The sequence below is a fragment of the Verrucosispora sp. SN26_14.1 genome (assembly GCF_004307965.1).
In the GTDB taxonomy this organism is placed as follows: domain Bacteria; phylum Actinomycetota; class Actinomycetes; order Mycobacteriales; family Micromonosporaceae; genus Micromonospora.
In genome coordinates, this window is the sequence record NZ_SISL01000403.1 from 1 (window position 1) to 5,336 (window position 5,336).

Below are 5,336 nucleotides of genomic sequence, written 5' to 3' on the forward strand. Positions count from 1 at the left end.
ACCCGGGCCAGCACCGTCGCGCTGCGCCAGCCGGCGTCCAGGGCGCCACCGCCCCGCCGGGACACGGCGGCGTTCTCCGGACGCCAGATGGAGCCGATCGGCACCACCCGGGACACCGCCAGCAGCACCACGAACGCGGCCACCAGCAGCACCATCGACATGGCGGAGGCGAACGCGGGTTCGCCGACGGCGGTGGTGAGGGTGCGGTTGAGCAGCACCGGGTAGACCTGTTCGCCGGAGCCGCCGAGCAGGTCGGGCGTGATGAAGAAGCCGAGGCCGAGCATGAAGACCAGCACACAGCCGGCGAGCACGCCGGGCATGCTCAGCGGCAGGAACACGAAGGCGAAGGCGGCCGGGCCACCGGCGCCGAGCCCGTTCGCCGCCTGCGTCAGGCGGGGGTCGATGCGGCGCATCACGGTGTAGAGCGGCAGCACCATGTACGGCAACAGCACGGCGATCATGCCGATCAGCACCGCCTGCTGGGTGTACATCAGCTGGAGCGGTTCGTCGACCACGCCGAGCTTCAGCAGGACCGTGTTGACGGGTCCGTTGCGGGCGAAGATGGTCATCCAGCCGAACGTGCGCACCAGCAGCGCCACGAAGAACGGGATGACCACGAGCGTGGTGACGGTGGCGCGGACCAGCCGGGGTCCGTGCGACATCAGGTAGGCCAGCGGGTAGCCGATGACGAGCGCGCCGAGCATCGCCACGGCGGCGTAGACGAAGGTACGCCCGAGCGCCTCCAGGTAGAGCGACTCGGTGAGCAGGGTGCGGTAGTGCCGGAACGGGTCGCCGGCGGGAAGGCTCTGGGTGGCCAGCCGGACGACCGGATAGGCCAGTGTCAGGGCGTAGAAGGCCAGCACCGGGAGGAGCAGCAGGGCGGTCCGGTCGAACCGCGACCGTCGGGTGGGTGCCGGTGCCCCGGCGCCGGTCGGGGGGTCCTGCTGCGGCGAGTCGGCGGTGGGCCGGGGGTCCGGGACGCGGACGGGGACTCCGGTCACCGCAACACCACCGCTTCGTCGGCGGCCCAGCGCAGGAGAAGTTCGTCACCGGCGGTGTAGCCGGCCATGCCGACGGTGTTCTCCCGGATCAGGTGCAGCACGGTGTCGCCGCCGACGAGGACCGTGTAGCGGCTGCGCTGACCCATGTACAGCACCTCGGTGATCCGCCCGGACATCCCGGCGTCCGGGCCGTCGGCGGCCGGTCCGGACCCGGCCGACAGGGCGATCCGCTCGGGTCGCACCACCACCACGGCCTCGTCCCCGGTGGCCAGGCCGGGGCTGGTCCGGCCGTACGCCAGGGCGCCGTCGGCGGTCCGCAGGGCGCAGGTGCCGTCGGTGATCCGCTCGACGCGGCCCCGGAACTCGACGGACTCGCCCATGAAGGTGGCGACGAAGGCGTTCGCCGGGCTCGCGTAGATCTCGCGCGGGGTGCCGACCTGCTCGATGCGGCCCTCGTTCATGATCACGATGCGGTCGCTCATGGTGAGCGCCTCGTCCTGGTCGTGCGTGACGTAGATGATCGTGGACGCGATCTGGCGGTGCAGGTTGACCAACTCGAACTGCACCGCCTCGCGCAACCTGCGGTCCAGCGCGCCGAGCGGCTCGTCCATCAGCAGCACCGGCGGCTCGAACACGATCGCCCGGGCCAGCGCCGCCCGCTGCTGCTGCCCGCCGCTGAGCTGACTCGGGTACTTGTGCGCGTGCGCGCCGAGCTGCACCAGGTCGACGGCGTGCGAGACCCGGCGCTTCAGCTCCGCCCCACGGATGCCGCGCATGCGCAGCGGGAAGGCCACGTTGCGCTCCACGGTCATGTGCGGGAACAGCGCGTAGCTCTGGAAGACCATGCCGATGTCGCGGCGCTCCGGGGGCAGCCGGTCGAGGCGTTGCCCGCCCAGGTGGATCGTTCCCGCCGTCGGCGTCTGGAAGCCGGCGACCATCGACAGGACCGTCGTCTTCCCGCTGCCGGAGGGGCCGAGCAGGGTGAGGAACTCACCGCCGCGCACCTCGAGGTCGAACTCCCGGACGGCCTGGAAGTCGTGGTAGCGCTTGGCGACCGCGGTGAAGCGCAGTTGCCGGTCGTCCGCGTCGGCGGCCTCCGACGCCGTGCGCGGCACGGCCGGTGAACCGTCCGTCTCGTGTGCGGTGGACACCCCACCGTGCTGGGCCCGGCTCGACACTGCTACCGCTCCTTGCTGTCTGGGACGGTTGTGCATACGTATTCGTAGCATGCGACCCACCAACAGGGGAAGATCCGATCCGCAGGTGGAATCCGATTCGATACCTTGCGTTCGCCGTGCTGCCGCGCCGCTCGCGGTCCCTCCGTGACGATCCGCGAAGGCATCGACGGGGCAGATCCGGCCCGGCACCGGCGTGCATAGCTAGTACGGCGGGACCTCTGCCGGACCCGGCCGCGTCACTGTTGGCCGGGCAGCGATCGGGGTACGTCTCGTGCATGTTCGACGGATTCACCGATGAACGGATCGACGTCGGCGAGGTGGAGCTACGGGTCCGGCACGGCGGGCACGGCCCCCCGGTGCTGCTGGTGCACGGACACCCCCGGACCGGGGCGACGTGGCACCGGGTCGCCCCACGCCTGGTGGACCTCGGGTACACCGTCGTCTGCCCGGACATGCGCGGCTACGGGCAGTCCGGCACGGTGCCGATCCGGCCCGACCACTCGCAGCAGTCCAAGCGTGCGGTCGCCGGGGACATGGTCCGGCTGATGCGGGCGCTGGGTCATCCGACGTTCACCGCCGTGGGCCACGACCGGGGCTGCTACGTGGCACTCCGGCTGGCCCTGGACCATCCCGACGCGGTCGACCGGCTGGTGGTCGTCGACGGCGTACCGATCAGTGAGGCCCTCGCCCGCTGCGACGCGACCTTCGCCCGGCGGTGGTACCACTGGTTCTTCTTCGCCCAGCCGGACACGCCGGAACGCGTCATCGGTGCCGACCCGGACGCCTGGTACGGCGACAAGGCCCGGCCGGAGACCATGGGCGTCGAGAACCACCGGGAGTTCCGCCAGGCCGTCCACGACCCGGCCACGGTCCGCGCGATGCTGGAGGACTACCGGGCCGGCCTCGGCGTCGACCGCGAGCACGAGGAGGCCGACCGGCGGGTCGGGCGTACCGTCCGCTGTCCCACGCTGCTGCTCTGGACGACCCGCGACGACCTGGCCGACCTGTACGGCGACCCGCTCGCCGTGTGGCGCCCGTGGGCCGACGACCTGCGCGGGCACCCGATCGAGTCCGGTCACCACGTGGCCGAGGAGAACCCGGCCGGGCTGACCGAGGCCCTGCACCGCTTCCTCGGCTGACCGGCGCCGCGCCGCCTAGCCGGAGCGCGGCACCTCGGCAAGCCGACGCCGGGCGCCCTCGGCGGCCGGGTCGCCCAGGTCGTCGAAGATGGAGGCGGCCAGCCGCCAGGCCGCCGTCGCCCCGTCGAGGTCGTCCATGGCGGCGCGGGTGTCGCCGAGACGGGTCAGGGTCTCCGCCTGGTGGTAGCGGTCGGCCGAGTTCCGGAACAACTCGATGGACTGCTCGTAGCAGTCCACCGCCGACTGGTACTCCCCCATGCCGTGATAGGCGAAGCCCAGGCTGTCCAGCGTCGCCGCCTGCCCGTTGCGGTCGTCGATCAGCCGTTGCTGGGCGAGCGCCTCGGTGCAGTCCGCGATCGCCTGCCGGTGGTTGCCCAGCACGGCGTGGAGGTAACCGATCGCGTTCAGCGCCCGCCCCTCGCCCGCCCGGTTGCCGACGAGCCGGTAGAGGCGCAACGCCTCGTGGGCGTGCGTCAACGCCTCGTCCCGTCGGCCGAGCACGAAGCAGTGCTCGGTGTAGTTGTGCAGCGTCTGCGCCAGTCCGTCCTGGTCGCCGAGCTTCTCGTACAACGTGATCGCGCGCTGGAGGCGGTCACCGGCGGTGTCGTACTCGCCCAACCGGTAGGCGGCCCGGCCGAGCAGGCGGTTGGCGGTGGCCTGCGCCTCCAGGTCACCGAGACGTTCCGCCGACTCCAACGCGGCCTGCTGGGCGGTCAACTGGTCCTGCCAGAGCCCGCCCGGCGCGAGGAACGTGGTCAGCGCCCAGGCCAGCCGCCAGGCGTACGCGTCGAAACCGGTGGCGGTGGCCTGCCGGACCACCCGGAGCAGCACGTGCCGTTCGGCGGTGAACCAGGCCAGCGCGGCGTCCTGGTCGACCATCGGCACGCGGACGTTGCCGGGTAACGCCGGCAGCGCGGTGACCGGCGGCCACTGCGGCTGCACCAGGCGACCGGCCGGTTCGGCGCTGTGCAGGTAGTGGTCGTACAACCGGCGATGGGCCGCCCACCGCTGGTCGGCCGGCTCGTCGGCGTGGGACAACTCGGCCGCGTACGACCGCAGCAGGTCGTGGAAGGCGTACCGGTCCGGACGGTGCTCGGTCAGCAGGTGCAGCCGGGTCAGTTCGATGAGCACCGGGGCGACCGCGACACGCGGCCAGCCAAGCAGCGCGGCGGCGGCGAAGCCGCTCAGCTCCGGTCCCGGGTGCAGGCCCAGCAGGCGGAACAGGCGTGCCGCGTCCGGGCTCAGCGCCTCGTACGACCAGGAGAACACCCGCCGTACGTCGCCGTCGGCGAGCACCGCGAGCCGGGTCTCCGGGGCCCGCAGCTCGGCGACGACCGCCTCCAGCGGGAACGTGGGCCGGGTGGCCACCCGGGCCGCGACGATGGAGAGCGCGAGCGGCAGCCGGCCGGCAGCCTCGATCATCTCGGCGACGGCGGCCGGTTCGGCGTCCAGACGGCTGCCGTCGACCCGGCTGCGCAGCAGGTGCGTCGACTCGGTGTCGGTCAGCACGTCGAGGGTCAGCAGTCGGGCGCCCTCGACGGCGACCAGCGTGCTGAGCTGGTCCCGGCTGGTCACCACGACGACGCAGCGACCCGCGCCCGGCAGGAGCGGGCGCACCTGGTCGGCGTCGCGGGCGTTGTCCAGCACGATGAGCATCTCGCGGTCGGCCAGCAGACTGCGGTACAGGCCGGTGCGGGCGTGCTGGCTGCTGGGTATGCGGGCCAGTGGTACGTCCAGCGCCTCCAGGAAGCCGAGCAGGGCGTCGGCCGGGGAGACCGTCTCGCCCTCGTCGTAGCCACGCAGGTTGACGTAGAGCTGCCCGTCGGGGAAGCGGTCGGCGGCCCGGTGCGCCCAGTGCAGCGCCAGGGTGGTCTTGCCGACCCCGGCCATCCCGCACACCACGGTGACGACCACGGAGGTCGGTCCGCCGGCCGGGTGTCCGACGACCGCGTCGAGGCGGGCGAGCTGCTCCCGACGGCCGACGAAGTCGGGCGTGGTGCTGTCTCTTAGACCCATCT

4 protein-coding genes are annotated in these 5,336 nt (G+C 72.5%); 1 reads left to right on the forward strand and 3 read right to left on the reverse strand.

The genetic code is table 11. The features are described from left to right. Both EYA84_RS25460 and EYA84_RS25465 read right to left on the reverse strand, forming a co-directional pair. Positions 1 to 1,001: ABC transporter permease (locus tag EYA84_RS25460; protein ID WP_131056062.1), on the reverse strand; the 1,001-nt coding region annotated here is incomplete at its 3' end. Continuing rightward, complete coding sequence (locus EYA84_RS25465) at positions 998 to 2,179, reverse strand: ABC transporter ATP-binding protein (protein WP_161595038.1); 1,182 nt, start codon at positions 2,177 to 2,179, stop codon at positions 998 to 1,000. The genes EYA84_RS25460 and EYA84_RS25465, both read right to left, overlap by 4 nt. A 275-nt stretch (positions 2,180 to 2,454) precedes the next feature. Here EYA84_RS25465 and EYA84_RS25470 point away from each other — a divergent pair, with 275 nt between their 5' ends. Then, positions 2,455 to 3,318: an alpha/beta fold hydrolase gene (locus EYA84_RS25470; protein WP_131056065.1), complete on the forward strand. Its 864-nt coding sequence runs from the start codon at positions 2,455 to 2,457 to the stop codon at positions 3,316 to 3,318. A 15-nt stretch (positions 3,319 to 3,333) separates the two neighbouring features. Here the strand turns inward: EYA84_RS25470 and EYA84_RS25475 are convergent. Next, on the reverse strand, positions 3,334 to 5,336 hold a 2,003-nt coding region (locus EYA84_RS25475), incomplete at its 5' end, for a tetratricopeptide repeat protein (protein ID WP_131056067.1).

What these genes read in the sequence shown, in the direction of transcription:
- EYA84_RS25470 (WP_131056065.1), top strand. Translation starts at nt 2,455, where the DNA reads ATGTTCGACGGATTCACCGATGAACGGATCGACGTCGGCGAGGTGGAG.